General features: G+C 64.7%; 22 protein-coding genes and 1 tRNA gene. 9 read left to right on the forward strand and 14 right to left on the reverse strand.

The window, feature by feature from the left end; genetic code table 11:
- Nucleotides 1-78 precede the first annotated feature (78 nt).
- Nucleotides 79-1005 (forward strand): sulfate adenylyltransferase subunit CysD, encoded by a 927-nt coding sequence (gene cysD, locus ACX17K_RS01390; protein ID WP_493773370.1) that lies wholly within the window; start codon nucleotides 79-81, stop codon nucleotides 1003-1005.
- Nucleotides 1005-2438, forward strand: a complete 1434-nt coding sequence (cysN, locus tag ACX17K_RS01395; RefSeq protein WP_493773371.1) for a sulfate adenylyltransferase subunit CysN — start codon at nucleotides 1005-1007, stop codon at nucleotides 2436-2438. The genes cysD and cysN overlap by 1 nt, the downstream gene beginning before the upstream one ends.
- A 60-nt stretch (nucleotides 2439-2498) precedes the next feature.
- Here the strand turns inward: cysN and ACX17K_RS01400 are convergent, their stop codons facing one another.
- Nucleotides 2499-4619 carry a putative bifunctional diguanylate cyclase/phosphodiesterase gene (locus ACX17K_RS01400; RefSeq protein ID WP_493773372.1) on the reverse strand — a complete coding sequence of 707 codons (2121 nt, stop codon included), beginning with the start codon at nucleotides 4617-4619 and terminating at the stop codon, nucleotides 2499-2501.
- 215 nt (nucleotides 4620-4834) lie between these two features.
- Here ACX17K_RS01400 and ACX17K_RS01405 point away from each other — a divergent pair, with 215 nt between their 5' ends.
- From ACX17K_RS01405 to ACX17K_RS01425, 5 genes are read left to right on the forward strand one after another with little or no spacing between them, the layout of a single operon-like run.
- A complete protein-coding gene (locus tag ACX17K_RS01405) occupies nucleotides 4835-5872 on the forward strand; it encodes a PTS fructose transporter subunit IIC (RefSeq protein ID WP_493773373.1) in 1038 nt (345 codons plus the stop codon).
- 33 nt (nucleotides 5873-5905) lie between these two features.
- Nucleotides 5906-6199, forward strand: coding sequence for a PTS fructose transporter subunit IIB (locus ACX17K_RS01410; RefSeq protein WP_493773374.1), 294 nt, complete (start codon nucleotides 5906-5908; stop codon nucleotides 6197-6199).
- Between the two features lie 44 nt (nucleotides 6200-6243).
- A complete protein-coding gene (gene ptsP, locus ACX17K_RS01415; RefSeq protein ID WP_493773375.1) occupies nucleotides 6244-8736 on the forward strand; it encodes a phosphoenolpyruvate--protein phosphotransferase in 2493 nt (830 codons plus the stop codon).
- Nucleotides 8733-9926: a mannose-6-phosphate isomerase, class I gene (manA, locus tag ACX17K_RS01420; RefSeq protein WP_493773376.1), complete on the forward strand. Its 1194-nt coding sequence runs from the start codon at nucleotides 8733-8735 to the stop codon at nucleotides 9924-9926. Before ptsP ends, manA begins: the two co-directional genes overlap by 4 nt.
- A 38-nt stretch (nucleotides 9927-9964) precedes the next feature.
- The gene (locus ACX17K_RS01425) at nucleotides 9965-10783 is read left to right on the forward strand and encodes a helix-turn-helix transcriptional regulator (protein WP_493773377.1); all 819 of its coding nucleotides are present in this window, start codon (nucleotides 9965-9967) and stop codon (nucleotides 10781-10783) included.
- A gap of 37 nt (nucleotides 10784-10820) precedes the next feature.
- Here the strand turns inward: ACX17K_RS01425 and ACX17K_RS01430 are convergent, their stop codons facing one another.
- From ACX17K_RS01430 to ACX17K_RS01475, 10 genes are all read right to left on the reverse strand, one after another.
- Nucleotides 10821-12794 carry a peptidoglycan D,D-transpeptidase FtsI family protein gene (locus tag ACX17K_RS01430; RefSeq protein WP_493773378.1) on the reverse strand — a complete coding sequence of 658 codons (1974 nt, stop codon included), beginning with the start codon at nucleotides 12792-12794 and terminating at the stop codon, nucleotides 10821-10823.
- Nucleotides 12767-12856: transfer RNA gene (locus ACX17K_RS01435), tRNA-Ser, on the reverse strand. The genes ACX17K_RS01430 and ACX17K_RS01435 overlap by 28 nt, the downstream gene beginning before the upstream one ends.
- Before the next feature lie 46 nt (nucleotides 12857-12902).
- On the reverse strand, nucleotides 12903-14573 hold the full coding sequence (recN, locus tag ACX17K_RS01440) for a DNA repair protein RecN (RefSeq protein ID WP_343478770.1): 1671 nt from the start codon (nucleotides 14571-14573) through the stop codon (nucleotides 12903-12905).
- Between the two features lie 19 nt (nucleotides 14574-14592).
- The gene (locus tag ACX17K_RS01445; RefSeq protein ID WP_021476784.1) at nucleotides 14593-15468 is read right to left on the reverse strand and encodes an NAD kinase; all 876 of its coding nucleotides are present in this window, start codon (nucleotides 15466-15468) and stop codon (nucleotides 14593-14595) included.
- A gap of 9 nt (nucleotides 15469-15477) precedes the next feature.
- Nucleotides 15478-16152, reverse strand: a complete 675-nt coding sequence (locus ACX17K_RS01450; protein WP_021476785.1) for a response regulator transcription factor — start codon at nucleotides 16150-16152, stop codon at nucleotides 15478-15480.
- Nucleotides 16152-18440 carry an ATP-binding protein gene (locus ACX17K_RS01455; RefSeq protein WP_493773379.1) on the reverse strand — a complete coding sequence of 763 codons (2289 nt, stop codon included), beginning with the start codon at nucleotides 18438-18440 and terminating at the stop codon, nucleotides 16152-16154. The genes ACX17K_RS01450 and ACX17K_RS01455 overlap by 1 nt, the downstream gene beginning before the upstream one ends.
- An 84-nt stretch (nucleotides 18441-18524) precedes the next feature.
- Nucleotides 18525-19055, reverse strand: a complete 531-nt coding sequence (msrA, locus tag ACX17K_RS01460; protein WP_347372067.1) for a peptide-methionine (S)-S-oxide reductase MsrA — start codon at nucleotides 19053-19055, stop codon at nucleotides 18525-18527.
- 102 nt (nucleotides 19056-19157) lie between these two features.
- Nucleotides 19158-20066: a histone deacetylase family protein gene (locus tag ACX17K_RS01465; protein ID WP_493773380.1), complete on the reverse strand. Its 909-nt coding sequence runs from the start codon at nucleotides 20064-20066 to the stop codon at nucleotides 19158-19160.
- Nucleotides 20067-20075: 9 nt separating this feature from the next.
- Nucleotides 20076-20291, reverse strand: a complete 216-nt coding sequence (locus ACX17K_RS01470; protein WP_021476789.1) for a DUF1653 domain-containing protein — start codon at nucleotides 20289-20291, stop codon at nucleotides 20076-20078.
- 60 nt (nucleotides 20292-20351) lie between these two features.
- Nucleotides 20352-20807 carry a GNAT family N-acetyltransferase gene (locus ACX17K_RS01475; protein WP_493773381.1) on the reverse strand — a complete coding sequence of 152 codons (456 nt, stop codon included), beginning with the start codon at nucleotides 20805-20807 and terminating at the stop codon, nucleotides 20352-20354.
- Between the two features lie 66 nt (nucleotides 20808-20873).
- Between ACX17K_RS01475 and ACX17K_RS01480 the strand changes: the two genes are divergently transcribed.
- A complete protein-coding gene (locus ACX17K_RS01480; protein WP_493773382.1) occupies nucleotides 20874-21821 on the forward strand; it encodes a tRNA dihydrouridine synthase in 948 nt (315 codons plus the stop codon).
- A gap of 203 nt (nucleotides 21822-22024) precedes the next feature.
- Entirely contained in the window at nucleotides 22025-23557 is a 1533-nt protein-coding gene (locus ACX17K_RS01485; protein ID WP_493773383.1) for a cyclic nucleotide-binding domain-containing protein, read from the forward strand.
- Between the two features lie 209 nt (nucleotides 23558-23766).
- Here ACX17K_RS01485 and ACX17K_RS01490 read toward each other — a convergent pair whose 3' ends face one another.
- From ACX17K_RS01490 to ACX17K_RS01500, 3 genes are read right to left on the reverse strand one after another with little or no spacing between them, the layout of a single operon-like run.
- Complete coding sequence (locus ACX17K_RS01490) at nucleotides 23767-23913, reverse strand: hypothetical protein (RefSeq protein WP_493773384.1); 147 nt, start codon at nucleotides 23911-23913, stop codon at nucleotides 23767-23769.
- 16 nt (nucleotides 23914-23929) lie between these two features.
- A complete protein-coding gene (locus ACX17K_RS01495; RefSeq protein WP_493773385.1) occupies nucleotides 23930-24526 on the reverse strand; it encodes a LexA family protein in 597 nt (198 codons plus the stop codon).
- Between the two features lie 38 nt (nucleotides 24527-24564).
- Nucleotides 24565-26202: an ATP-binding cassette domain-containing protein gene (locus ACX17K_RS01500; protein ID WP_493773386.1), complete on the reverse strand. Its 1638-nt coding sequence runs from the start codon at nucleotides 26200-26202 to the stop codon at nucleotides 24565-24567.
- Between the last annotated feature and the right edge of the window lie 75 nt (nucleotides 26203-26277).

A 26277-nucleotide genomic window follows, 5' to 3' on the forward strand; every position in this document is an offset into this window, starting at 1 on the left:
ATTGATATATCCAATCGGTTTTGAATGCCTGCGAATATTTCCGGTAGATTGGCTGCAACCATAGAACAGGCTGCAAGCATGGATATCGATCAAGCAAGGCTGACCCACCTCCAGCAACTGGAGGCGGAGTCCATCCACATCATCCGCGAGGTGGCGGCGGAATTCGAGAACCCGGTAATGCTGTATTCCATCGGCAAAGACTCCGCGGTGATGCTGCATCTGGCGAAAAAGGCGTTCTATCCCGGCAAGCCGCCGTTCCCGTTGATGCACGTCGACACCACCTGGAAATTCCGCGAAATGATCGCGCTGCGCGACAAGCAGGCCAAGGAAAACGGCTGGGACCTGATCGTCCACATCAACCAGGACGGCGTGGATGCCGGCATCAACCCGTTCACCGCCGGCAGCGCCAAGCATACCGATGTGATGAAGACCGAGGGTTTGAAGCAGGCGCTGAACAAGCACAAATTCGATGCGGCTTTCGGCGGCGCGCGCCGCGACGAGGAGAAAAGCCGCGCCAAGGAGCGCGTGTACTCGTTCCGCGACAAGAACCACCGCTGGGACCCGAAAAGCCAGCGGCCGGAACTGTGGAACATCTACAACGGCAAGATAGACAAGGGCGAGAGCATCCGCGTGTTCCCCTTGTCCAACTGGACCGAGCTGGACATCTGGCAATACATCTATCTGGAAGGCATCGAGATCGTGCCGCTGTATTTCGCCGCCGAGCGCCCGGTGGTGGAGCGCGACGGCATGCTGATCATGATCGACGACGACCGCATCCTCGAGTACCTGACGCCGGAGGAAAAGGCCAGCATCCAGACGCGCAAGGTGCGCTTCCGCACGCTGGGCTGCTACCCGCTGACCGGCGCGGTGGAGTCCGAGGCCGCCACGCTGCCGGAAATCATCCAGGAGATGCTGCTGACCAAAACCTCCGAGCGGCAGGGCCGGCTGATCGACCACGACAGCGCCGGCTCGATGGAAAAGAAGAAAATGGAAGGGTATTTCTGATGTCTCACCAATCCGAACTGATCGCCGGGGATATCCTGGAATACCTGAGCCAGCATGAGAACAAGGACATGCTGCGCTTCATCACCTGTGGCAGCGTGGACGATGGCAAGTCCACGCTGATCGGCCGGCTGCTGCACGATTCCAAGCTGATCTTCGAGGACCAGCTGGCGGCGATCGAGCGCGACTCGAAAAAGTACAACACCACCGACCAGGAGATCGACCTGGCGTTGCTGGTGGATGGCCTGCAGGCCGAGCGCGAGCAGGGCATCACCATCGATGTCGCCTACCGCTATTTCAGCACCGAGAAGCGCAAATTCATCATTGCCGACTGCCCGGGCCACGAGCAGTACACCCGCAACATGGCCACCGGCGCGTCCACCAGCAACCTGGCCATCATCCTGATCGACGCGCGGCGCGGCGTGCAGACGCAGACCCGCCGCCATAGCTACATCGTCAGCCTGCTGGGCATCCGCCACGTGATCGTCGCGGTCAACAAGATGGACTTGGTGGATTACAGCGAGGACGTGTACAACCGCATCCGCGACGAATACCTGACCTTCGCCGAGCACCTGGACATCCCTGACATCCATTTCGTGCCGATCTCCGCGCTGCGCGGCGACAATGTGGTCAGCCGCACCGAGGCCGCGCCGTGGTACAAGGGCGCGACCCTGATGCATCTGCTGGAAACGATACAGATCGGCCACGACGCGCCGCTGTCCGCCTTCCGTCTGCCGGTGCAGTACGTGAATCGGCCCAACCTGGATTTCCGCGGCTTCTGCGGCACCATCGCCAGCGGCGCCGTGCATCCGGGCGACGCGGTGGTGGCGCTGCCTTCCGGCAAGGAAAGCCGGGTCAAGGACATCGTCACCTTCGACGGCCGCCTGTCCCGAGCCTGCGCCGGTCAGGCGGTGACGCTGACGCTGGAGGACGAGATCGATATTTCCCGCGGCGACATGCTGGTGCGCGCCGACGAGGCGCGGCCGCAAGTGTCGCGCAGCTTCGACGCCCATCTGGTGGCGATGGGGGAAGAGCCGCTGCGGCCGGGCAAGGAGTACGGCTTCAAGCTGGCCGGCAAGTACGTGACCGGCCGCATCGAAACCATTCTGCATCGCACCGACGTCAACACGCTGCAGGACAGCCCGGCCGGCGCGCTGGCGCTGAACGAGATCGGCCTGTGCCGGATTTCCCTCAATAGCCCGGCGGCGTTCGATCCGTACCGCGATTGCCGCGGCAGCGGCAGCCTGATCCTGATCGACAGGCTCAGCAACGGCACGGTGGCCGCCGGCATGATCGTCGCCCGCAGCGAGGAATCGTCTCCCGCCGCACTGTCGCCGTGGCAGCTGTTCGAGCAAGAGCTGGACCAGTTGTTGCAGCGCCACTTCCCGCAGATGACGCGCGCCGAGCTGGCGCGGCGCTTGCAGGACGAACTCTGATCCGTTCGCGCGCGGAATGAAAAACAGCCCCGGTCCGGGGCTGTTTTTTTTGCTGGGCGGCTATGGATGGGCGGGCGTATGCAGCCGCTCGCGCCAGTCGGAGGCGAATGCCTCCTCGTGCAAGGGCCGGGAGTAGAGGAAGCCCTGGATGACATGGCAGCCGGCGGCGCGCAGGAACTCGAGCTGATACGGCTCTTCCACGCCTTCCGCCACGGTTTCCAGGCCCAGGTTGGAGGACAGTGCCAGAATGGCGTGCACGATGGCCTCTCCCCCTTTGCCGATGCCGAGTATGAAGCTGCGGTCTATTTTCAGCACTTGCACCGGCAACTGCCGCAGATAGGAGAGGGAAGAGTAGCCGGTGCCGAAATCGTCGATCGACAGGCGGATGCCCAGCGCGCGCAGCTCGGCCAGGATGTTGACGGCGTTTTCCGCCTCCATGATGACGCTTTCGGTGATTTCCAGCTCCAGATCGCAGGGCTGCAACTGATAACGCTGCAGCAGCCTGGCGACATGCTGCGGAAAGTCTTGCTGTTCCAGTTGCCTGGTCGACAAATTGACGGAAATCGATGGCAGTTCGAAGCCGTCCCGGCGCCAGCTCGCCAATTGGCGCAGCGATTTTTCCAGGATCTGGTCGCCCAAAGGCACGATGAGGCCGCACTCCTCGGCGATCGGGATGAATCGCGATGGCGGCACCATGCCCATGCCGGGGTGATGCCAGCGCGCCAGCGCCTCGGCGCCGACCAGTTTTCCGGTGGCAGCGTCAACCTGGGGCTGATAGTGAGCCGTGATCTCGTCGTTTTCCAGCGCCTGGCGCAACTGCCGTTCCAGCACCACCCGCTGCTCGGCGTCGGCCGACATTTGCGGGGTGTAATGCTGGCAGCGGTTGCGGCCGGCGTTCTTCGCCGCGTACATCGCGATGTCGGCATGGCGCAGCAGGGTGTCCACATCGGCGCCGTCACGGCTGGCGAAGCTGATGCCTATGCTCGCCGACAGATAAAGATCGTTGCCGTTGATGCAAAACGGCTGCTGGAACAGCGCCAGCAGCTTGCCGGCCACATCAGAGGCCATGTCGCGGTCCGCGATGTTTTCCAGCACGCAGATGAATTCGTCCCCGCCCAGGCGGGCCAGCATGTCTTCGTCGCGCATGCCGTCGGCCAGCCGGGCGGCCACCGCGTTCAGCAGCTGGTCGCCGATGTAGTGCCCCAACGTGTCGTTCACGTCTTTGAAGCGGTCCAGGTCGATGAACAACATCGCTAGCTGATAGGGAAGCAGGTCGGGAGCGCTCAGCGCGCGGCTCAGCCGTTTCTGGAACAGCAGCCGGTTGGGCAGGCCGGTCAGAGGGTCGTGGTGGGCCAGGTGGTCCAGTCTTTCCTCGGCGCGGCGGCGTTCCTGGATTTCTCCCTCCAGGCGAGTGTTGGCGTTGGCCAGCTCCCAGGTGCGGGCCGCCACGCGGCTGTCCAGCTCGCGGTTGGTTTCGGACAAGGCCGCCGCCTGGCGGTCTATGATGCGGCCGGCCAAGCGCACCACCAGCATCTGGGCGAGGAACAGCACCGCCATCAATGCGCAAATGGCCAGCGTCACCCAGCGCAGCTGGCGGTCGCTGTCGACGACGAAGGGCGTGGCGTCCAGGTAGATCTCCAGCACGCCTTCTATCTTGCCGGCTGGATCGTGCACCGGCACGTAGGTGGAGATGATGTCGCGGTCGGTCAGCGTGCGTTCGAAGGCATCGATGCTGTGGCTGTGCACCAGCTCGCTGGCAGGAGTGCCGGCGGACGCGTAGCGGTAGCCCTCATCGTCGTTTTCGTCCTCGCCTATCTGTTTGGGATCGGTGGAAAACAGGGTGACGCCGTTGAGCGCGTACATTTTGACCCGGATCACGTCCGTGCCGCTCATCAGCCGTATCACGGCTTCGCGCAAATGCGGCTGGCTGGCCACCTGCTTCAGCTTGGCTGGATCGCGCGCCAATGGCAGCAGAGGGCGGAAGTCCGCCCACAACGAGTTCTCGAAAATCTGCACCAGCGACGCGGCGCGGCTTTTCTCCAGCTTGAGCAGCTGTTCGCTGGAGTAGTGGCGCAGGTAGCCGGCCATCAGGATGGTCGCTCCCGCCATCAGCAGCAGCGACAACAGGAAGAAGTAGGGCACCAGCCGGAACGGCCGGCCGGATATGAACAGGTTGCGCATGGCGCGGGCTCTCTTTGGGTGTGGAGCTTATTCAGTTTAGAACTCCGAATCCCGATTCCGAGGCCGGTTTGCATCGGCGCATGGGTGGAATGTTCCCGGCGGCGCTTGCCGAAGCCGCGATGTCACAAAAATCCAGTCGGGACTGATCTCGCTACTATATCGGCCGGATGCGCCTGCTGTAGCCTTTCCCGATCCATAAAGCGGAGGAGAATAAAATGCAGGCCCGTCTGGAACATTGGAAGCAGTACTTGCTCACCGGGGTGTCGCACGTCATCCCCTTCATCGCCAGCGGCGGCATCCTGATCGCGCTGGCTATTTCGCTGGCGCCGATGACCGGCAAAGGCCCGGATTTCAGCCATTCTCCTCTGCTCAAACTGATCCTGGACATAGGCGGCAGCGCTTTCGCGCTGCTGTTGCCGGTGCTGGCCGGCTACATCGCCTACGCCCGCTCCGGCAAGCCGGCGCTGGTCGCCGGCATGGTGGGAGGTCAGATCGCCCACACCGTCAATGCCGGCTTTCTGGGCGCGCTGATCGCCGGCCTGCTGGCCGGCTGGGTAGTGGAGCTGTTGAAGAAGATGCCGGTGATCAAGGCATTGAAACCGCTGATGCCCATTCTGATCATTCCCATCCTGTCGTCGCTGGCGATAGGCGCGCTGATGTTCGAGGTGCTGGGCGTACCGATCGCCGACCTGATGGTGGCGATGGGCGCCTGGCTCAAATCAATGGGCGGCGCCAACGCAATGGCTTTGGGCGCCTTGCTGGGCGCGATGGTGGCTTTCGACATGGGCGGTCCAGTCAACAAGGTGGCTTTCTTCTTCGGCGCCAGCATGATCGCGGAAGGCCAGTATCAGGTGATGGGCGCAGTGGCCGCCGCCGTCTGCATTCCCCCGCTAGGCCTGGGCCTGGCCACCAAGCTGCGCAAGTCGCTGTGGACCGAGCAGGAGAGGGAGGCGGGTTCCGCCGCGCTGGGCATGGGGATGATAGGCATCACCGAGGGCGCCATTCCTTTCGCCGCCGCCGATCCGCTGCGGGTGATTCCCGTCATCGTCGCCGGCTCGGCGCTGGGCGGCATGATCGCGATGCTGGGCGGCGTGGGCGATCATGCGCCTCACGGCGGTCCGATCGTGCTGCCGGTGGTGGACAACCGGCTGATGTTCGGTCTGGCCATCGCCGCCGGCGTGCTTCTGGTGGCCATCGTCATCAATCTGCTCAAAGCCAGGGGCGGCGCGCCTGCCTCCTCGCCCACCGCTTGAACCGCGGCTTAACCGTCATTAAGGAAAACGATCATGAAAGTTGTCGCCATCACCGCCTGCCCGACCGGCATCGCCCATACCTATATGGCCGCGGAAAAACTGGAAAGCACAGGCCGCCGGCTGGGTTACGACGTCAAGGTGGAAACCCAGGGCGCGATAGGCATAGAGAACGAGTTGTCCAGCCGCGACATCCAGGCGGCAGATGTGGTGCTGCTGGCGGTGGACATCGCCATAGAAGGAGAAGAGCGCTTCGAGGACAAACGGGTGGTGCGGGTGCCGATCCAGAACGTGCTGAAGGACGCCAATGCGGTTTTCGCGCTCCTGTGAACCCGGCCGGGCCGCCGGGTCCGGCGCATAAGGAAAGCAGTCGTATGTCACATAGCCTTACCCTGATTTGTCCGCTGCCCAATGGCATCCATGCCCGTCCCGCCAGCCGGATAGCGGAATTTTGCGCCGGCTTCGGCGCCGCCATTCGATGGCGCAACCAGCGCAACGGCCAATTGGCCGATGCCAAGAGCGTGCTCAGCCTGATCGGCGGGGACATCCTGTTCAACGATGTCGTCGATATTGAAATCGATGGCGAAGAGTCGGCGCGGGTGGCCGCCGAATTAGGCCGTTTCCTGCAACAGACCTTGCCGCACTGCGACGAGCCGCTGGCCGCCGCGCCTGCGGCCAGCCGGGCGCTGCCGCGGGGGCTGGCCGAACTTTCGCCTTCGCCTTGCTTTGGCCAGCCCGCCGGGCAAGGCGTGGCGATAGGCGAGCTGCGCGTCCATCGCGGCTTCCGCATGCCGGAACCCGCCGAGCTGCCTTTGTCTGCGGATAGCGATGCCGAACTCGCCGCGCTTGACGCCGCGCGCCGGGCGCTGGCCGAGCGGCTGGGACGGCAGGCGGAGAGGCAGGACGGCGAGGCGGCGGCGGTGTCGCGCGCCCACCTGGCCATCCTTCATGACTCCGACTTCCACGCCCGGCTGGCGCGGGCTGTGGGCGATGGCGCGGGCGCCGCGCGGGCGGTGGCCGCCGCGGTCGCCCATTACCGCGAGCAACTGGCCAGATCGGCCAGCGAATACCTGCGCGAGCGGGAGATGGATATCCGCGACGTCGGCCGGCTGCTGCTGGGCGTGCTGATGCCGGAAGCGGAGCGAGCCGAGGCCGAACTGCCGTCGGCGGCCCTGCTGTGGGCGGAGGATCTGGCGCCCAGCGAATTGCTGGCGTTGGATAGAGGCAAGGTCAAAGGCCTGTTGCTGGCGCGCGGCGGATTGACCTCGCACACCATCATCTTGGCGCGGGCGTTTTCGCTGCCGGTGCTCACCGGCGTGCAGCAAGCCGCCATCGCGGGCGGCATTGGCCGGACCGCGGTGCTGGATGCCGGTCTGGGCGCCTTGTTTCAGGATCCCGACGCATCGGTGCTTGGTTATTATCTGGAGGAAGAGGCCTTGCTGTCGGCGCAGCGGAAAAGACTGGCCCAAGCCAGCAATGAAGCCGCCCCCAGCGCCGACGGCCAGCGGCTGGAGCTGGCGGTGAACATCGCCTCCGCCGCTGAGGCGCAGCTGGGCTTCGCCCAAGGCGCGGACGGGGTGGGGCTGTTTCGCACCGAGATGCTGTTCATGGACGCCGACGAGCCGCCGGGCGAGGATGAACAATTCCAATGCTACGCCGAGGTGGCGCGGCTGGCGGCCGGCCGGCCGGTGATCATCCGAACCTTCGACATCGGCGGCGACAAGCCCGCGCGTTGCCTCCCCGCGCCGCAGGAGAGCAATCCCTTTCTCGGCTACCGCGCCATCCGCATGTACCCGGACCAGGAGGCGGTGTTCCGCGCCCAGCTCCGGGCGATCCTGCGCGCCAGCGCGCTGGGGCCGGTCAAGGTGATGATTCCGATGGTCGCCACTTTGAGCGAGGCGCGCTGGGCGCGGCGGCTGCTGGAGGAAGAGAGAGCCGCGCTGGGCCTGGCCGAGCCGGTGCCGCTCGGCATCATGCTGGAAGTGCCGTCGGTGCTGTTCCAGCTGGATGCCTTCTGCCGCGAGGTGGATTTCTTCAGCGTGGGCAGCAACGACCTGACGCAGTATCTGTTCGCCGCCGACCGCGACAACGAACGCGTCGGCAGCCTGTACGACAGCCTGCATCCGGCTTTTCTGGCGGCGTTGAGCCAGGCGGTGGCCGTCATTCATCGCCATGGCCGCTGGATAGGCCTGTGTGGCGAGGCGGCCGCCGAACCGCACGCGCTGCCGCTGTTCCTGGGCATGGGGCTGGACGAGTTGAGCATGAGCGCGCCCTCGTTGCAGGAATGTCGGCGGCGTCTGCGCGAGCTGGATGCCGGTCGCTGCCGCGAACTGTTGGCGAGGGCGCAGGCGTGCGCGGATGGAGCCGAAGTGAGGGCGCTGGTGGCCGCAGCGGCGGCCCGGCCGGCATTGCCGATGCTGACCGCCGATTGCCTGATTCCCGATGTCGCTTGGCGCAGCAAGGCGGCGGCGATCAAGGGCATGGTGGATAGATTGTGGCTGCTGGAGCGCTGCGACGACCGCTACGGCATGGAGGAAGACCTGTGGCTGCGCGAGCAGGCTTACTCCACCGGCCTGGGGCATGGTTTCGCCATCCCGCATGCGAAGTCCGAGCACGTGCGGCATCCCACGCTGTGCCTGGCCCGATTGGCGCAGCCGGTGGACTGGGGCGCCAGCGATGGAGTGCCGGTGGACATGGTGCTGCTGCTGGCGTTCAACGCCGCCGACGCCGGCGCCTCGCATCTGAAATTCTTCTCGCGGCTGGCCCGGTTGGTGATGCATGAGGATTTCCGCCAGGCCTTACGCGCCGAGCGCGATCCCGAACGCTTGCTGGCGCTGCTGCGGGACAGGCTGGAGGGCGCGGCATGAGCGCGTTTCCCTTGTATGGCCTGGCCCAGCACTATGCCTGGGGCGGACGCCGCTTCATTCCCGGCATGCTGGGCCTGGACAACGCCGAGCAGCAGCGTTTCGCAGAGTGGTGGCTGGGCGCGCACGAGGACGCGCCGTCGGTGATCGCGACGCCGCAGGGGCCGCAGCCGCTGCATTACGCGATCGCCCATCAGCCAGCCGCCTTTCTGGGCGAGGCGGTCATCCGCCGCCATGGCCGCCGCCTGCCTTTTCTGCTGAAGGTGTTGGATGTGGACGCTCCCTTGTCCATTCAGGCGCATCCGGACGAGGCGCAGGCACGGGCGGGGTTCGCCCGCGACAACGCCGCCGGCCTGTCTATGGACGACGCCCGGCGCAACTATCGCGATCCGTATCCCAAGCCGGAAATGATGGTGGCGCTGTCGCCGTTCTGGCTGCTGCACGGCCTGAGGCCGGATCGGGAGATTGATGCGCTACTGGCGCGCCAGCCGGAGTGGCACCCATTGCGGGAGCGCTTGGCGCGGGAAGGCGGCGCGGGGCTGCATCGCCATCTGTTTAGATTGCCGCAGGAGGAGATCGCCGCGTTGCTGCGCCCGCTGTGGCGCAGGCTGGAGGCCGGCGGCGATGCCGGCGCGGACGATCCCGACCACTGGGCGCGGCAGCTGGCCGGCGCCCGGGCAGAGGACCGCGGCGTGTTCGGCTGCTACCTGCTCAATCTGGTAGGACTGCGGCCGGGCGAGGCCATCTTCCAGCCGGCGCGCCTGCCGCACGCTTATCTGCATGGCCGCAATATCGAGCTGATGGCCAATTCCGACAATGTGCTGCGGGCCGGCCTCACCGACAAGGCAGTGGGCGTCGAGGCCTTGCTGGAGGTCATCGACGATTCGCCGGTCAGTCCCAGGGTGATGGCCGCGCCGGATGGCTGCGGACTGAGAGGGTATCCGCGTTGCGGCGGCGATTATTTCGCCCTGGACCAACTGCTGTTGGGCGAAGGCGAGGGCGAAGCCTGGCGAAGCGCAGGACCGGAAGTTCTGCTGGTGGTGGACGGCAGCCTGAGTCTGCGCCATTCCGGCGGCGAGCTGGCGCTGGAGCAGGGGCAGAGCGCCCTGTTGTTGCCGGGGCAGGAGTGCGAGGCGCGAGCCGGCCGCTTGGCGCTGGCCTACCGGGCGTTTTGTCCGCTGGCCGGCAAATGATAAGGTGGCGGATAATCCAGATTGATGCCGGATAAGACATGATGCCGCGCCCGTCCTTTCGCCTGAGCTGGCCATCCGCGCTCACGCGGCTGTGCCATGCGCCGGTCGGCAAGCACATGCCGACCGGCGCCTACCAGGTGCATTTCCCGCGGCTGGATCTGGTGCTGTCCAACCGCTACCACTACAGCCACGAAGGCTGCGAAAACGCATGCCTGTCGGCGCAGGAGGCGCTGTTCATTCCGGCCGAGCATTGGACGCTGCCCAATTGGTGCGCGAACGGCGAGGTGTTGCACATTCTGTTCGATTACGCGCGGATAGGTTTCAGCCTAGTGCGCTCAGGCCCGCAGGGGGTGATCAGCACCCATAAAGAAAGCATGGTGCTGGCTCAGCGCGGCAGCCTGAACGGCATGTTGGATGTGCTGGCCGGCTTATGTCGCGACGGCGCGGGGCCGGAGGTGCTGCGTCTGCAAGGCCAGGCGCTGCTGGCCTTGCTGCAAGCGTTGTACGACGAGGCGCGCGACAGCCAGTGGCAGCAGGGCGGCAACCAGTTCCGAGCCATCTGCCTGTACATCAGCGAGCATCTGTACGCGCCGCTGACGCGTGAGGACGTATCGCTGCGTTTCGGCATCTCCACCACCCACCTGTCCCGGCTGTTCCGCCAGCATCTGGGACACGGTTTCTGCGAGTTCCTGGCCCATGCCCGGCTGGACCTTGCCAAGGCCCTGCTGCGGCAGGGCCAGCTGCCGCTGAACGCCGTCGCCGCCCGCTGCGGCTACGTCGACGTCAACTATTTCCACCGTGTATTCAAGCAACGCTTCGCGATGACGCCGTGCGCGTATCGGAGGGAGTTCGCCTGAGGCCATTGCTTGGGATCGGGCCGCAGAGGGTTGGATATCAGGCATCTGGCGCGATTTCCAGTTGATCGGGCGCCAGGATGGGCTGGCCGGGCTCGTCCAGTTTCACGTTGAGGATGCGCAGCGCATCGCCGGCGACGCGCGCGAAAATCGGGGCCGCCACCGCGCCGCCGTAGTATTTTCCCGCGCTTGGCTCGTCCACGGTCACCGCGACGATGACGCGCGGATGCCGGCCAGGGGCGAAACCTATGAAGGAAGCGCGGTGCTTGTCGGCCACGTAGCGGCCCTCGATCAGCTTGCGCGCAGTGCCGGGCTTGCCGCCCATGCTGTAGCCGGGCACGCGCGCAGCCAGCGCGCCGCCGCCCGGTTGACTGTTGGCGACCAGCAATTCGCGCATGGTCGCAGCGATGCGCTCATCGATGACTCGTTGTGCCGGCGGGGATGTTTCCCGGGGATGAAGCGACACCGGCAGCAGCAATCCACCGGTAGTGAAGACCGTGTAGGCGCGGGCCAGATGCAGCAGGCTGCCGGAAATGCCGTAGCCGAACGACATCGTCGCCTGGTCTATCGGACGCCATTTCCTCCAGTCGCGCAGCGTGCCCCGGGCCTCTCCCGGGAAGCCCGTCCCGGGCGCCTTGCCGAATCCCAAGTCGTTGTAGAAATGCCAGAACCGCTCTGATTTGGACATCAGGGCCAGTTTGCTGGTGCCGACATTGGAGGATTTTTGCAGGATGCCCAGCATGTCGAGGCTGGCGCGCGGTGCCACGTCCCGGATCAGGGCGGGCCCTATCTTGTAGCTTCGCGTATCCAGCACCGTTTGCGGCGTGACATGGCCGTCTTGCAGCGCCAGAGCCATCGCGAACGGTTTCATTACCGATCCCGCTTCAAACGCGTCCACCATGCCCCGGTTGCGCATGGCCTCAGGCTGCGCCGATCGGCGATTGTTGGGATTGAACGTAGGGTAGTTGGCGGCGGCCAGCAACTCGCCGTTCTGCGCGTCCAACACGATTACGCTGCCGGATCTGGCCTTGTGCTCCGCCACGGCAAACGCTATCGCCTTGTGCGCCTGATACTGGATGCGGGCGTCCATGGACAGGGCGACAGTCTGGCCGTCGGTAGGGGGCTGAATGCGTGAGGCGTCCGCTATGATCTGGCCGCGCAGGTCTTTCAGCACCTGCCGCGTCCCATCCTTGCCGGCGAGCTTGCGCTCCAGGCTCAGTTCGATCCCCTCCTGCCCTTTGCCGTCGGCATCGGTCAAGCCCACCAAATGGGCGGCCGCGTCGCCTGCCGGGTAAAAGCGCATGAACTCGGGATCGGAGAAAATGCCTGGAATGCGCAACGCCATGATCTTGTCAGCCGCGTGGGGGGCGAGCCGCCGCTTCAGGTAGACAAAGTCGCGGCCGTCGTCGGTGAGTTTGCGGCGGAGCGACTCCGGGGAAAGGTCCAGCAACTCGGCCAGATCGCGCAACTGCGAGGTAGCCAGCGCGGGAAGCATCTCCGGATTGGCCCAAATATTTTTCACCGGGCTGCTGGAAGCCAACAGCCGGCCATGGCGGTCGACGATGGCGCCGCGGCTGGCTTCGAGCGTCAGCGTGCGCAAGAAACGGATTTCCCCCTGCTTTTGCAGAAAATCCTGTTGAATGAATTGCAGGTAGGCTGCGCGAAGCAGCAGCGTGAGAAAGCCCAGGCCAAGCAGGCCGGCGACCATGCGGGCGCGGGAAGTCGACATTTTCGCGCCGACGCGCGTCGAAGAGGGCTGGCGATGACGGACGAGCATGCCGCGGATACCTTTAGCCTTGCTGGAAGTGAATCTCCGAATGCTAGGCGAGGCAGGGGGTGGCGTAAACGCGGCTTTCTGTAACGAATGTAACGCAGGGGGCGTGATGAAGAGCCTGTATGGACAAGCGACGGGCCAGCTCCAGCTTGCCTGGGGCTGGCGTTGAGAGGGCCAATAAAAAAAGCCATTTTGAAAATGGCTTTTTTTATTGGCGGAAGCGGTGAGATTCGAACTCACGGTGGGCTCGCACCCACGACGGTTTTCAAGACCGTTGCATTAAACCGCTCTGCCACGCTTCCGCATTCGGTATGAGCCGGCAATTCTAGCGAGAATCGCCGCGCTTGGCTAGAGGGCGGCGGCGTTGGAGGCCAACATTTCCGCCGCGTGCTCGCGGGTGGTCTGGGTGAGCTCGACGCCGCCCAGCATGCGGGCGATTTCCAGCACCCGCTGTTCGGCGTCCAGCGGCGCGATGTTGCTGAGCACCTGGCCCTTGCGCTCGCGCTTGCTGACTTGCCAGTGGTGCTTGCCGCAGGACGCCACCTGGGGCAGGTGGGTGATGCACAGCACTTGGTAGCGTTGGCCCAGGTCGCGCAGCATGTGGCCGATCACTTCGGCCACGCGGCCGCCTATGCCCACGTCCACTTCGTCGAAGATCAGCGTGGGCACGCTGGCCACCTGGCTGATCACCACCTGCATCGCCAGGCTGATGCGGGACAGCTCGCCGCCGGAAGCCACTTTGGCCAGCGGGCGCAAGCTGGTGCCGGCATTGGCGGCCACCAGGTATTCGATCGACTCCATGCCGTGCGCGCCGGGCTCTGCCAGCGCGGACAGCTCGATGGCGAAGCGGGCGCCGCCCATCGCCAGGCGGCCCATCTCGCCGGAGATGCGTTCGGACAGCTCGCTGGCGGCCTGGCGGCGCTTGCCTGACAGAGCTTCCGCCAGCGCGCGGTAGCGGGCCAGGCTGGCAGCCTCGGCCACGCTCAGCGCTTCCACGTCCACGCTGGCTTCCAGCGCGGATAGCTGCTGCTGCCAGTCGGCCAGCTTGTCTGCCAGGTCGGCCGGCTGCACGCGATATTTGCGCGCCGTGCTCATCAAGAGGTCCAGCCGGCGTTCCATTTCCACCAGCTGGTTCGCGTCCTGGTCGATGTCGCTGGCGTAGTCGCGCAGGCCGTACACCACCTCGCGCAGCTCGGCGTCCACCGAGTCCAGCAGCGACAGGGTATCGGACAGACGCGGGTCCAGGTTGGACAGCTTGGACAGCCGGGTCTGCACGTGGGCGAGCTGGGACAGGCAGCTGTCGTCGTTCTCGGACAGTACGTCCACCGCCTGCTGCGCGCTTTGCACCAGTTCGGCGGAGTTGGCCAGCCGGGTGTGGCTCTGGCTCAGCGTGGTCCATTCGTCGGGCAGCAGATTGAGTTCGGTCAATTCGCCGATCTGCCAAGTGAGGCGCTCGCGCTCCACTTCGGATTCGCGCGACATCCGCTCGGCGTCCTGCCGCGCCTGGCGCGCCGCTTGCCATTCCTGCCACGCCTTGTTGGCGTCGCGCGCCAGTGTGGTGGAGCCGGCATAGGCGTCCAGCAGCTGGCGCTGGGTCTCGCTCTTCATCAGCGACTGGTGCGCGTGTTGGCCATGGATATCCACCAGGAACTCGCCCAGCGATTTCAGCTGGGCCAGCGTGGCGGCCTGGCCGTTGACGAAGCTCTTGGAGCGGCCGCCGCGGTCTATCAGCCGGCGCAGCAGCAGCACGCCTTCGTCGCCGGATAGTTCGTTGTCCCCCAGCCAGGCGTCCACTTCGGGACGGTTGGCGGTGGAGAACTCCGCGGTGATCTCGGCGCGCTCGGCGCCTTCGCGCACTTGGGCACCGTCGGCGCGGTCACCCAGCAGCAGGCCCAGCGCGTCCAGCATGATGGATTTGCCGGCGCCGGTCTCGCCGGTGAGCACGGTGAAACCGTCGGAAAAGTCCAGCGCGATGCTGTCGACGATGACGAAATCTTTGACGGTCAGCGAGAGAAGCATGGTGTGTGGTCGTTTCCGGTTAGATCAGGCGCTCGCCCCAGTGCAGCTTGTGGCGCAGCATGTCGTAGTAGTTGTAGCCTTCGGGGTGCAGGATGCGCAGCGGATTGCGGTAGCGGCGGATCAGCACCCGGTCCATTTCCATCAGGTCGCAGTGCAACTGGCCATCGAAGTGCACGCGCGCGTCCAGGCCGCGGGTCAGCATGAATTCCACCTCGCAGGAATCGTTGACGGCGATCGGCCGGTTGGACAGCGATTGCGGGCAGATCGGCACCAGGGCGATGGCCTGCAGCGTGGGGTGCAGGATGGGGCCGCCGGAGGCCAGCGCGTAGGCGGTGGAGCCGGTGGGGGTGGACACGATCAGGCCGTCTGAGCGCTGGCTGTAGACGAACTGGTTGTCGATGAAGATTTCGAATTCGATCATCGAACCCACCGCGCCGCGGCTGAACACCACGTCGTTGAAGGCCAGCGCGCCGGCGACTTCGGCGTCTTCGCGGACGACGGAGGCTTGCAGCAGGATGCGGTCTTCCGGCACGAATTTGCCGTGCAGGATGGCGTCCACCGAATCCAGCATCTCGTGCAGCGGGATGTCGGTCATGAAGCCCAGCCGGCCCTGGTTGATGCCGACCAGCGGCACGCGGTACGGCGCCAGCAGGCGGGCTATGGAGAGCATGGTGCCGTCGCCGCCCAGCACGATGCAGAGATCGGCCAGCTTGCCCATGTCGGTGCGGTCTATCAGCGGATAACCGTTGGCTTCGGCCGGCGTGACGCTTTCCTTGTCGATCAGCACCGTGGCGCCGCCGCCGGCCAGGTGGTCGGCCAGCTGCATCAGCGCGGGAGTGATGCCGGGTTTGCTGTGGCGCGCCACCAGGCAGATGTGTTTGAACAATCTTTCCATGCGGCGATTCTACTGGTTTGGCGGGAATTCGTTGAGCAAAATCTCTTCGTCTATCCGCTGTTTCTTGCCGGTGGCTTCCAGCGCTTTCAAATAGAAGCGGACCAGGTCGGCCAGCGAGTCCACGCCCAGCTTGCTGAACAGGTTGGCGCGGTGCACTTCGATGGTGCGCGGAGACAGGTCGAGCTCGCGCGCGATTTCTTTGCTGGACAGGCCGTCGGCCACCAGTTCCAGCACTTCGCGCTCGCGGCCGCTGATGCGGGCCAGCTGGCTCATCACTTCCTGGGTTTCCTCTTCCTGCTGGTGCTGCTGGATGCTGATGCGTATGCCGCGGCGCAGGCTGGCGATCAGGCGGTTCTGATCGATGGGCTTGGTCAGGAAGTCGATGGCGCCGGTCTGGAAGGCGCGCCGGCACTGCTCGATGTCGCCATGGCCGGTGATGAACACGATGGGGATGTTGATGTCGCGCTCCATCAGTTGCTCTTGCAGCGCGAGGCCGGTGATTTGCGGCATGCGGATGTCCAGCACCAGGCAACAGATCTGGTTGCCCTGATAGCCGTCCAAGAACTCCATCGCATTGGGGAAGGCGACGGTTTTCATGCCCTGGGCGGTGATCAGCATGGCCAGAGAGTCCAGTACGGCCGGGTCATCGTCGACGATGAATACGGTAGGGGTCGTGTTTTGCATCAGGCTTCCACTCCGGATGTTACGGCCATGTCGCGCGGGGCGCATGGCAGGTCAATGATGAACTCCGCTCCCGAGCCGGGCTTGTTGCCGGCTATCAACTTGCCGCCGAAGGCTTCGACCGCCGTCTGGCAGATGGCCAGTCCCAGCCCCATGCCGTTGGGCTTGGTGCTGAAGAAGGGGTCGAAAATCCGGTCCAGCTTGTCCGAGGGGATGCCGCAGCCGTTGTCGCTGATGATGAGCTGCACGCGCTCGCCCTGGCGGCGGGTGGTGATGCTCAGGCGTCCCCAGGGCCGGGTTTGCTCCATGGCCTCCACCGCGTTGCGCGCCAAGTTCAGCACCACCTGTTCCAACTGGATAGTGTCAGCGTATACCAACGGCAACTCGGGCGCGAAGTTTTGCTCGATATGAATGTCGTGGTCGTGCAATTCGTAATCCAGCAGCGACAATGCGTTATGCACAGCTTGATTCAACTGTACCGGCGTCAGTTGCTGGTTCTTTTGGGTGACGAATTCCCGCAGCCTGCGGATGATGCGGCCGGCGCGATCGGCCTGGTTGACCGACGAGGTCAGCGCGCGGCGCAGCATGGCGATGTCCAGCTCGTCGTCCTCCAGCAAGCTGAGGCCTGCCTGGCAGTAGCTCATGATGGCGGAAAGCGGCTGATTGATCTCATGGGCGATGCCGGAAGCCATCTCGCCCATGGTGTTGATGCGGGTGACGCGGGCTAGTTCCAGTTCGTGCTGGCGCAGCCGGCTTTCGCTGGCTTCCAGCGCCGCCAGCATGCGGCGGCGGATGGGCGCGGTGTCGCGGAAGGTCAGCACGCTGCCGATCAGCTGGCCGTTGCGCCCGAGCAACGGCGCCACGGCGCCCTCCACCAGAAGTTTTTCGCCGTTATGCCGCTTCAGGTAGCAGTTTTGCGCCAGATGAACCACTTGCAGCGTCGATACGGCCTGTTCTATCGGGTCCAGCACCGGCTGGCGGGAAAATTCGTAGTGCAGCGGCGCCACCTGTTTCAGCCGCCGCTGCAGCAACTGGGCGGCGGGCAGGCCCAGCAGCGTTTCAGCCGCCGGGTTCAGGTACTGGATCACTTGCTCGTTGTCTATGCTGATCACCGCGTCGCTGATGCCGCGCAGGGCGACGCTGGCGTATTCTCGCTCGCGGAAAATGTCGTCCTGGATCTGTTCCCGCGATTGGCGGTTGTGCTCCAGCAACGCCAGCACCACCCAGAGCAGATAGGAGGGCAGCAACGCGATCAGCAGGCACAGCGCGACCTCCGCCGCCGTGGTGCGCTCCAGGCGCAGCTGGCGGCTGAGCCTCATGTCGTAAGGCAGGGCGGACAGATTGAGATTGGCGCGGTAGCTGAGCTGGGGCAGCAGCCAGTCCAGCCGGGAGCCCGCCCGGTCTGATTTCTGATTCTGCAACTGAATGACGCCGGGGTCGTTCGCATTGTCGCGGCGCAGCAGCTGCAATGTATAGCGGCCCTCGAGAGAGGGCGGCAGGGCCAGCAGCGGCCGCAGGCACAACACCTGCATCACCACGCCGGCGGCTTGTTCGATGCGCACCATGGGAACGGGCGAGGGCGGGGCGATGCGATAGACGGTCTGGAACAAGGCTAGCCCCCACTCGCCGTTGCGCAGCAACAGCGTCGGCGACGAAGCTTGCAGATGCCCCAGCGCGCGGTTGACCGCCGCGGACAGCACCGAATCGTCCAACAGGTCCAGGCCCATTTCCCGCCAGTCGGGCGAGGCGAGTCCCGGCTCGGCCATGCTGAGCGGCAGATAGCGCGACCGCTGCGGCGCGATGCGCCAGGCTGCCCGATCGCGCCAGGTATTGAGCTGGTTGTGCAGGTAATCGCGAATCGCGTAAGGCTGGCCCAGCCGTTGGGCCTGCTCGCGCTCGAAGCGGATCCGCTCGGCTTGCTCCACCAGCGGCTGGTAGCCGATGAAGTACAGCTGGGGCTGGGTCTGCGTGGCGATCTGCACCAGCTCCCGTATCCGCGCCCGTCCGCCTGGGGGATCGTTGGAGGCTATGTCGCCCACTTCATCCTGCAGCAGCTCGCTGCTGCGCAAGCGGCTGTTGACGTTCTGCAGCAGCAGCTCCACCGTCTGGCGAAATTCATGGCGTTGCTGGCGGATATCCAGCAGCAGCGCGTGCGCCATCAGCAGGCTGAAGGCGAGCAGCAGGCAAAGCGCGCTCAGTCCCTTGCTGCGGGCGGAGGCATGGCGCAACAGATGCAGGTGGGTGCGGAGCGCGTTGAATGGGGAGGGGCGGGGCACTTCGACATCGGACATGCTTCGGACTTTGGTGGATGCAAGGTTTGGAACACGTGCCGCGGGGCGCGTGCCATTATACCGGCCGCGCCCCGGATCTGCCTGTTAGTTTTGCAACAAATGAGAGAATCGACTACGGATTTTTGCCAGTTTGGGAGAAATCACCAGCTGGCAGTAATTCTGCTGCTGGTTTTGCGCGTAGTAGTTCTGGTGGTGGTCTTCGGCCGGGTGAAAACGGGGCGCGGGCTCCAGCCGAGTGACGATGGGGGCATCGAACACCTGTTCGCGGACCAGCTCCCCGATGACGCGCTCGGCGCATTCGCGTTGAGCGTCGCCCTGATAGAAGATCGCCGACGCGTATTGGGTGCCGACGTCGTGGCCCTGGCGGTTCAGGGTGGTGGGGTCGTGCACGGCGAAAAACACCTGCAACAGCGTGGCGTAGTCGATGCGGGACGGATCGTAATCGATTTCCACCACTTCCACGTGGCCGGAATCGCCAGAGCAGACCTGGCGATAATCCGGATTGTCGGTGTGGCCGCCGCAGTAGCCGGAAACCACCCGCTCCACGCCTTTCAGCCGGGAGAAGGCCGCTTCCAGGCACCAGAAGCAGCCGCCGCCCAGAATTGCTTTTTCCATGATGAACTCCTGTGTCAACTGGGTATGGGAATGCGGCGCGGCTGACGCCGGCCGGCCACGCGATCCGGAACGGCTCCGGGCTGGCCGCATGATCAGCGGCGCTCAGCGGTTGGTCGGACCAGCGCCGAAAATCTCACACGCGAGTCTGACCGTTTCGGCCTGTATTGTCACGGTGTCCGTGATCGGCACCGCATAGCCTCCCGCCATGGTCACGACCAGCGCCGCGTCGCGGCGGCGGCAGGCGTCCATCACCATGCCGTCGCGCTCGGCCAGGCCTTGGGGGCTTAGGGCCAGCCGGCCCAGGCGGTCGCCGCGGTAGGGGTCGGCGCCGGCCAGATAGCACACCAGGTCGGGCCTGGCGCGAGCGAACAAGTCCGGCAGCGCGCGCTCCAGCGCGCCAAGATAATCGCCGTCTTCCGTTCCGTCCGGCAAGTCGATGTCCCAGTCGCTGTCTATGCGGTTGAAGGGGAAGTTGCGCGCGCCATGCATGGAAAAGGTGAAGATGCGGGGCTCGCCGGCGGCGATGGCGGCGGTGCCGTCCCCCTGATGGACGTCAAGATCCAGAATCAGGACGCGGCGGACGCGGCCTTCCGCCAACATCAGCATCGACGCCACGGCGATGTCGTTGAACACGCAAAAGCCGCTGCCGCGGTTCGGGCCGGCATGATGAGTGCCGCCGGCCAGGTTGACGCCGCAGCCTTCCAGCAGCGCCGCGCGGCTGGCCGCCACGGTGGCGCCGACCGAGCGGCGGCTGCGTTCGGCCAGCTCCGGAGACCAGGGCAAGCCGATCTCCCGTTGGCCGGCGGCGTCCAGCGTGCCGTTCAGCACCGCGTCGACATAGTCCGGATGATGAGCGTGCAGCAGCTCGCCGCGGGTCGCCGCCGGCGCTGTTTCCATTCGGTCGGCGGCGAAGGCCGATACCCGCTCGGCCAGCAGCCGGTATTTCTCCGCGGGAAAACGGTGGCCTGCCGGCAGGGGCAGCGCAAACTGGTCGGTCCGGTAGATGCGCATCGCGCCTGCCTACAGCGCCTTCACCAGGCTGAAACGGGGCATCTGGCGGCCTTCATGCTCCACCATTTCCTCAAACATCCCGGCGGGGCGGGCCCACAGGCCGTAGTCGCCGTACAGCGCGCGGTACATCACCAGCGGCTCCCGGGTTTCCGAGTGTTCGGCAGTGCCGAGGACCTGATAAAGCTGGCGGTTGCGATAATGCTGATAGATTCCTGGCGCTGTCATGCGGGCTCGTCCTGTGTATTGACCGGCGGGGGGCGAGGATGCCGCAGCGTGGCCGGAGCGTCAAGAATCGCCGCTGCTCCAGTTGTAAACTCGAAAGTCGCGGTCCGGCGCGAAGCCCAGGTTTTCATACAAGCGCTGCGCATTCAGATTGTCATGCGCGGTCTGGAGCATGATCTCGCCGCCGCCCATATCCCGCGCGTATTGCTGGCAGCGCAGGATCAGCAGCTTGCCGACGCCATGTCGGCGCGCGTCGGCAGAGACGTAAAGGTCGTGCAGCATCCAGCAGGGGCGCAGCGACAGCGAGGAAAATCCGGCATACATCAGCGCAAAGCCCACGACGGCGCCATCGCGTCTGGCCAGAAAGGCCACGGCCTGGCGGCGGCGCAGCCGTTCGCTCAGGTATTCGCGGCATTGTCCCGGCGATTGATGGACCTGGTAGAAATCCAGGTAGGCGGCGAATAGCGGCAGCCAGTCGGAGACCGACTCCGGGGTGGCGATGCTCAATTGTATGTCCATCTACAATCTCCGTGATGGCTGGGCGGCGCTGGGGTACAATAACGCCCTTTTTCAGCAGGTTAGACAATGAAGCTGGTGCTTGCCCCGATGGAGGGCCTGGTTGACGATGTGATGCGCGACGTGCTGACCCGTGTGGGCGGCATCGATCTATGCGTGACCGAATTCGTGCGCGTCACCTCCGTATTGCTGCCCACGCGCACCTTCATGCGCCTGGCGCCGGAGCTCGACAATCAAGGCAACACCCGGGCCGGCGTGCCGGTGCGGGTGCAGTTGCTGGGTTCCGACGTTTCTTGCCTGGCCGAGAACGGAGCCAAGGCGGCGAGCCTGGGGGCGCCCGGCGTAGATCTGAATTTCGGCTGTCCCGCTCCTACAGTCAACCGCCACCGCGGCGGCGCGGTTTTGCTCAAGGAGCCGGAACTGCTGCACCAGATTGTAGCCGCGGTTCGCCGCGCGGTGCCGTCGGCTGTGCCGGTGACGGCCAAAATGCGGCTGGGGTTCGAGGATAAGAGCCTGGCTCTCGAGTGCGCGCAAGCGATAGCCAGCGCCGGCGCCGACGAGTTGACCGTTCACGGCCGTACCAAGGTGGAAGGATACAAGCCGCCGGCGCATTGGGACTGGATCGCGCGCATCCGCGAAAGCGTGGACATCCCGGTGACGGCCAATGGCGAAGTCTGGACGATGGCGGATTACCGCGCGATCCGGGAGGAGAGCGGCTGCGACACGGTGATGATAGGCCGCGGGCTGGTGGCCTGCCCGGATCTGGCGCGGCGCATCGCGGCCGGCGGCCCAGCCGAGCCCATGCCTTGGAGCGAGATGATGCCGTGGGTGCTGGACTTCTTCCGGATGTGCCGGCAAAAATCCGGCGAGGAGCGTTATCCGGCGGCCAGGCTCAAGCAGTGGCTGGGCTTGCTCAAGCGCACCTGGCCGGAAGCCGAACAGTTGTTTGAAGCGGTAAGGCGCGAGCAAGATTCTGAAAAGATAGAGAATATTCTGATTGCAAGGCAAGTTAAGTAAATATACTCATACCGCAATGCGGAAACAGTTGCTAACATCAAAACGCGTGCTGCTTTGGTAAAGCAGCGCGCTGTAACATCTGCCGGCCTGCCTGGCTGCAGATCTTACACTTCCCCGATACCTTGCACCCCTCCCTCACGGGAGGGATTTTTTTTATCCGCGATCATGAACTAATAATTAAAAAAAATCATGGCGGAGCGAGCATGGACACCCCACCCGCTGTCAGTTGGCTGGAAAAGCTGATTCCCGCTGTCTGGTATGGTTCCTTGACAGTCTTTGTCGCTATTACCGCGGCCCTCTCCATATTGTTGTACATAACCCATGCCGACAGCCGCAAGCGCGTGCTGAGCACGCTGTTGATCTCGCTGATCAGCTTGCTGGTGGTCAATATCAGCCCCCCGACCGAATCAGGCCAGTGGGTGAGGCAGGCCGCGGTGATCGTGCTGGGCCTGGCCATGATCCGCCTGTGGGCGATGCTGCTGTTCCGCCTGATGCTGCCGGTGCTGCGCATCCATCCGCCCCGCATCCTGGAGGAAATCCTGGTGGTGCTGGGCTACATCGCCTGGGGCCTGGTGCTGCTGAGGCTTGCGGGCCTGGATTTGAGCCACATCGTCACGACATCCGCCGTCATCACCGCCGTGCTGGCTTTCGCGATGCAGGACACGCTGGGCAATATTCTGGCGGGCTTGTCCCTGCAAATAGACAACTCGGTGGAGATCGGCGACTGGATCAAGAGCGGGGATCTGGTGGGCCGGGTGGTGGAGATCAACTGGCGCGCCACCTCCGTGGAGACGCGCAATTGGGAGACGGTGGTGATTCCCAACAGCGTGTTGATGAAGAACCACTTCGCCATCCTCGGCAAGCGGCGCGGCAATCCGCAGCAGTGGCGGCGCTGGGTCTGGTTCAACATCAATTGGGACACGCTGCCGACGCAGATCATCGGCGTGGTGGAGAAATCGCTGCGCGAGGCGCAATTGCCCGGCGTGGCGGCGACGCCGGCGCCCAATTGCATATTGATGGGTTTCGAGAATGGCTATACCCGCTACGCGGTCAGATACTGGCTGACCGATTTTGCCGCCGACGACTATACCGACTCCATTGTCCGCACCCATATCGACGCCGCGTTGCGGCGCCATAATCTGCGCATGGCCTCGCCTTATTACAATGTGCTGACCATCAAGGAAAACGAGAAATACATCGAGGCGCGGATGAAGCGGCACCTGGAGGAGCGAGTGCTGGCGCTGAGAAAAGTGGAGCTGCTGTCCAGCTTGAACGACGAGGAAATGGTGGTGCTGGCCGACCAGCTCAAATTCACTCCCTTCGTCACCGGCGACATCATCATGCATCAGGGGGCGGTGGCGCACTGGCTTTACATCATGCTGTCGGGCGAGGTCGAGGTGTGGGTGGAGCTGCCGGATAGCGGCCGCAAACTGGTGGATGTGCTGAAGTCTGGCAGTTTTTTCGGCGAAATGGGATTGATGACCGGCGAGTCGCGTTCCAGCACGGTGATCGCGCGTTCCAATGTCGAATGCCTGAGGCTGGACAAGGATGCGTTCCAATCCATCCTGGTGTCGCGCAAGGAACTGGCTGAAACCATTTCCGCCATTCTGGCGCAGCGTCTGGAAGAACAGCGCAATCGCGCGCCGGACTCGGCGCTGGATGCGGAAGGCGATGCGCCAAGGCGGGCCGAGCTGGTGGATCGCATCCGCAGCTTTTTCGGGCTGAACAAGCATTGAAGCGCGCCGCATGGGGAAGTCCTGACCGACGCGGTTTCTCCAGCCTGTGTGCCGTTGCCGGCAGTCCTTCCTGGCGTGAGAGCTTGTCGTTGGCTTGTCAGGCTGCCTTGCGCGGCGCGTCCACAGTTTGCGTCACGCAGGCCTAGTACGCGGGTGAGAGCGTAGTGAGCCGAGCAGCGAGCCATGGCGCGGCTCGGCGAGGAATGTCATCAGACAAACTGGACCGGCACGAAAAAGTCCCGCCCGGTGCGGCTGATCAGCACCTGAGGCTGGCCAGCGATCATCGCGCGGTAAGGACGGGGCAGGCGCTTCCAGTCGTTGAACTTCATCTTGATGCTGTCGTTGAACTTTCCCATTGCGGTCTCCTTCGCGCTAGTCCACTTTGTGGATGACATTGGTCACCACGCCCCAGATATGAAACGATGCGTCTTCCGGCACGTCTATCGGCTGATAGGCCGGGTTTTCCGGCAGCAGGCGCACGCCATTGGAGCCGCGCTCCAGCCGCTTTACCGTCAACTCGCCGTTGAGGGCGGCTACCACCACCTTGCCGTTGCGCGGCTCGCGGCCGCGTTCCACCAGCAGCAGGTCGCCATCATGTATGCCGGCGCCCTGCATCGAATCGCCTTTGACCTTGACCATGAAGGTGTCGCCGGGGCGGCTGACCAGATGGGTGTTGAGGTCGATGTCGGCTTCTTTCAGATCGTCCGCCGCCACCGGAGAGCCAGCGGGCACGCTGCCGGCGAACAGCGGTAAAGACAGTTCGCTCAGCTGGGCGCCCAGCGTGCGGAAGTCGAATGCCTGCGCGCTGTTGGCGGTGCGCCAGCTGCGGTAGTCGTCCAGCCATTGCTGAAGGATGGGCTTGAGCGGTTCCGGCACGCGCAGGGCGACGGTCTTGTCGCCGCCGAAGACGGACTTGCGGCCGGCGCCTGAGCGTTTTCCGCCGTGCTGTTTGGGCTTGTCGGTATCCATGATTTGATTCTGTACAATATCAACTGGAATTGCAAGAATTACCATCCAAGGGTCGCGAGCATTTCTTGCGGAACGCCGTCAAACCAGGCGTGCGGGCTGTCGGTTTTCAGCCACAGCCATCGATCAGGCCGCAACTTCGCCAGGAAGTCCAGATCATGGGAGACGGCCAGCAGCGCGCCGCGGTATGGCGCCAACATGGACAGCAGGGCGTCGCGGCTGTCGCGGTCCAGATGGTTGTCGGGCTCGTCAAGCAGCAGCAATTGCGGCGCAGGCGTGGTGCAAAGCCGGGCGGCCAGCGCCACGTGCATCGCTTCGCCGCCGCTGAGCGCCGCGCTGGGGCGGCTTGCTTGTTCCGCGCTCAGACCCAGCTGGGCCAAACGGATACGGGCATCGGTTTCGCTCATTCCGGGGCTGAGGCTTTGCAGCCACTGGCATGGCGATAGTCCTGGCTGGGTGCTGCCCGCGTGCTGATCCAGCCAGCCTGCGGCGACATGGCGGCGCAGCAGGCCCGAAGAGGGCTGCAGCTGGCCGGCGATGACTCGCAGCAGCGTCGATTTGCCGCTGCCGTTCGCGCCGACGATGGCCAGCCGCTCCGGGCCGGCGAGCAGCAGGTCGATGGGGGCGCGCGCGCCGCGCGGCAGCCGCACGCCCTCCAGCTCCAGCGCCGGCTTGGTCGCGGGCAGCTCGCAGCCTGGCGCGCTGAACGACGGCAGCGCGGCGTCATCCGTCCGCGCTTGCGCCTCCAGCAGGACGGCGCGTTGCCGCTCGCGGGCATGCTGCTGGCGCAACAGCAGTTTGCCCTGGCTTTGCTGGCTGCGGTCTTTTTGCGCATCGGTGATCAGCTTGCTCTGATTGCCTTGCTCCGCTTGGCGCTCGCCGCGGCTGGCGCGTTTTTGCTGGCGTTCGCGTTCTTGCTGCTGCCGCCGCTTGAGTTGCCGCTCGGCCTGGCGTTGCGCTTGCAGTTGAGACTGGGACAGGCTGCGCATGCGATCCCGCTCGATCAGATAGCCGGCGTAGTCGCAACCGTAGCCGCGCAATCCGTGTCGCGACAACTCCGCGATATCGTCCATCCACTCCAGCAGGCTGGCGTCATGGCTGATCAGCACTAGTCCGGCGGTCCAGTGACGGAGGCTGTCGCGCAGCGCGGCCCGGCGGGGCAGGTCAAGGTGATTGCTGGGCTCGTCCAGAATCAGCCAGTCTGCGCCGGAGCGCAGCGCAGCGAGCAGGGCGATGCGCTGGCGCTCGCCGCCGCTGAGCGCCGCGCTGGGAGTATCCGGACTCATTCCGTTCAGGCCGGCGTCGGACAGCAATTGTTGGAACGAGGATTCGCAATCCCAGCGGTCTTGAAGCAATTGGTAGTCGCGCTCATCCAGAGAGCCGTCGCGGACGCGCCGCAGCGCCGCCAGCGTTTCCGCCATTCTCGCCAGATGCGCGACGGTGGGGTGGGCGTCGGGATCGAGCTCTTGCGGCAGACGATGGATGCCGCCTTCGCGCAGCACGTGTCCGGCATGCGGGGCGAGCTGGCCTGCCAGTAGCTGTCCCAGCAGCGATTTGCCGCAACCGTTGCGGCCTACCAGGCCGGTGCGGCGAAAGGGGAAGGCATGATTCAGGGCCGGAAAGGGCTGGCAGCCGTCCGGCAGCGCGTATTGCAGCTGTTGTATCTGTAGCAAGGGCATGCGGATGCTCCATGTGGTCATGGCTTGGGGTCCGAAGGACTTCAAGGCCGTGCGCGGCACGGCGGCATCAATTGC

Source organism: Chromobacterium sp. INPA-IVC, assembly GCF_059047085.1.

Coding starts and splice junctions, on each gene's coding strand:
- ACX17K_RS01495 (WP_493773385.1), bottom strand. CDS start 24,526: ATGGATACCGACAAGCCCAAACAGCACGGCGGAAAACGCTCAGGCGCC.
- recN (WP_343478770.1), bottom strand. CDS start 14,573: ATGCTTCTCTCGCTGACCGTCAAAGATTTCGTCATCGTCGACAGCATC.
- ACX17K_RS01445 (WP_021476784.1), bottom strand. CDS start 15,468: ATGGAAAGATTGTTCAAACACATCTGCCTGGTGGCGCGCCACAGCAAA.
- ACX17K_RS01490 (WP_493773384.1), bottom strand. CDS start 23,913: ATGGGAAAGTTCAACGACAGCATCAAGATGAAGTTCAACGACTGGAAG.
- ACX17K_RS01470 (WP_021476789.1), bottom strand. CDS start 20,291: ATGACAGCGCCAGGAATCTATCAGCATTATCGCAACCGCCAGCTTTAT.
- ACX17K_RS01400 (WP_493773372.1), bottom strand. CDS start 4,619: ATGCGCAACCTGTTCATATCCGGCCGGCCGTTCCGGCTGGTGCCCTAC.
- ACX17K_RS01480 (WP_493773382.1), top strand. CDS start 20,874: ATGAAGCTGGTGCTTGCCCCGATGGAGGGCCTGGTTGACGATGTGATG.
- cysN (WP_493773371.1), top strand. CDS start 1,005: ATGTCTCACCAATCCGAACTGATCGCCGGGGATATCCTGGAATACCTG.
- ACX17K_RS01500 (WP_493773386.1), bottom strand. CDS start 26,202: ATGCCCTTGCTACAGATACAACAGCTGCAATACGCGCTGCCGGACGGC.
- ACX17K_RS01475 (WP_493773381.1), bottom strand. CDS start 20,807: ATGGACATACAATTGAGCATCGCCACCCCGGAGTCGGTCTCCGACTGG.
- ptsP (WP_493773375.1), top strand. CDS start 6,244: ATGTCACATAGCCTTACCCTGATTTGTCCGCTGCCCAATGGCATCCAT.
- ACX17K_RS01450 (WP_021476785.1), bottom strand. CDS start 16,152: ATGCAAAACACGACCCCTACCGTATTCATCGTCGACGATGACCCGGCC.
- ACX17K_RS01485 (WP_493773383.1), top strand. CDS start 22,025: ATGGACACCCCACCCGCTGTCAGTTGGCTGGAAAAGCTGATTCCCGCT.
- cysD (WP_493773370.1), top strand. CDS start 79: ATGGATATCGATCAAGCAAGGCTGACCCACCTCCAGCAACTGGAGGCG.
- ACX17K_RS01465 (WP_493773380.1), bottom strand. CDS start 20,066: ATGCGCATCTACCGGACCGACCAGTTTGCGCTGCCCCTGCCGGCAGGC.
- msrA (WP_347372067.1), bottom strand. CDS start 19,055: ATGGAAAAAGCAATTCTGGGCGGCGGCTGCTTCTGGTGCCTGGAAGCG.
- manA (WP_493773376.1), top strand. CDS start 8,733: ATGAGCGCGTTTCCCTTGTATGGCCTGGCCCAGCACTATGCCTGGGGC.
- ACX17K_RS01405 (WP_493773373.1), top strand. CDS start 4,835: ATGCAGGCCCGTCTGGAACATTGGAAGCAGTACTTGCTCACCGGGGTG.
- ACX17K_RS01425 (WP_493773377.1), top strand. CDS start 9,965: ATGATGCCGCGCCCGTCCTTTCGCCTGAGCTGGCCATCCGCGCTCACG.
- ACX17K_RS01455 (WP_493773379.1), bottom strand. CDS start 18,440: ATGTCCGATGTCGAAGTGCCCCGCCCCTCCCCATTCAACGCGCTCCGC.
- ACX17K_RS01410 (WP_493773374.1), top strand. CDS start 5,906: ATGAAAGTTGTCGCCATCACCGCCTGCCCGACCGGCATCGCCCATACC.